Here is a 668-nt window from a genome sequence, read left to right on the forward strand (position 1 = left end):
GGCGTCGCGCGCCACGCCAGCGCCGTTGATGCCGCCGCCGATGATCAGGAGATCGTAGGTTTCTGAAGTGGTCGCTGTACTCATTACTTTGCTCGTTTGCGGTTGGTTTTGTTGTTTGCCGTCTTGCCGGCAGGCGCTTCCGAAGTCGCCTCGTTCTTGTCCTCGTCCAGCTGTTGCACCAGCAGCCGGGCGGTGGGTTCGTCGATCACCAGTTCGTTGATGAAGCCGCCCAGCAGTGCTGCGCGCAGGCCGGGGATCTTGCCCTTGCCGGACACCACGCAGATCGAATGCGCGGCGCGCTGGAAGCGATCCAGGTCCGGACCGCTGCTGCGCGCATTGAGCGCCACGTCGCGCCAGCTGCCGTCGTCGCGGAAGAACACGGTGGCGATGTCGCCGACCACGTCGTCGCGGCGGATGTCTTGCTGGTCCTGCTTGTCGAGGTAGCCGCCGGTGTGGATGTGGCTGCCGGTTTCGGCCGCGCCGATGCTGAACAGCAGGATGGCGGCGTCGTTCTGCAAGGTGCGGATGGCCTTGATGCTGCGTTCGCGCCACAGCGCGGTGCGGGTGTCGGCGTAGTCGAAGAAGGCCGGCACCGGGAAGCTGTGCGCGCGGCCGCCGTAGTTCTGGGCGAAAGCCATGCGGATAGTTGAAATTTCGATCGTTACTTA

Annotated in this window: 1 protein-coding gene; it reads right to left on the bottom strand. The window is 64.4% G+C overall.

Annotated elements, in window-relative coordinates:
- Positions 1–83: 83 nt before the first annotated feature.
- Positions 84–659, bottom strand: a complete 576-nt coding sequence (locus HLUSI_RS30575; protein WP_083831044.1) for a sugar-binding domain-containing protein — start codon at positions 657–659, stop codon at positions 84–86.
- Positions 660–668: the final 9 nt, after the last annotated feature.

Source organism: Herbaspirillum lusitanum P6-12, from assembly GCF_000256565.1.
Taxonomy (GTDB): domain Bacteria; phylum Pseudomonadota; class Gammaproteobacteria; order Burkholderiales; family Burkholderiaceae_D; genus Herbaspirillum; species Herbaspirillum lusitanum.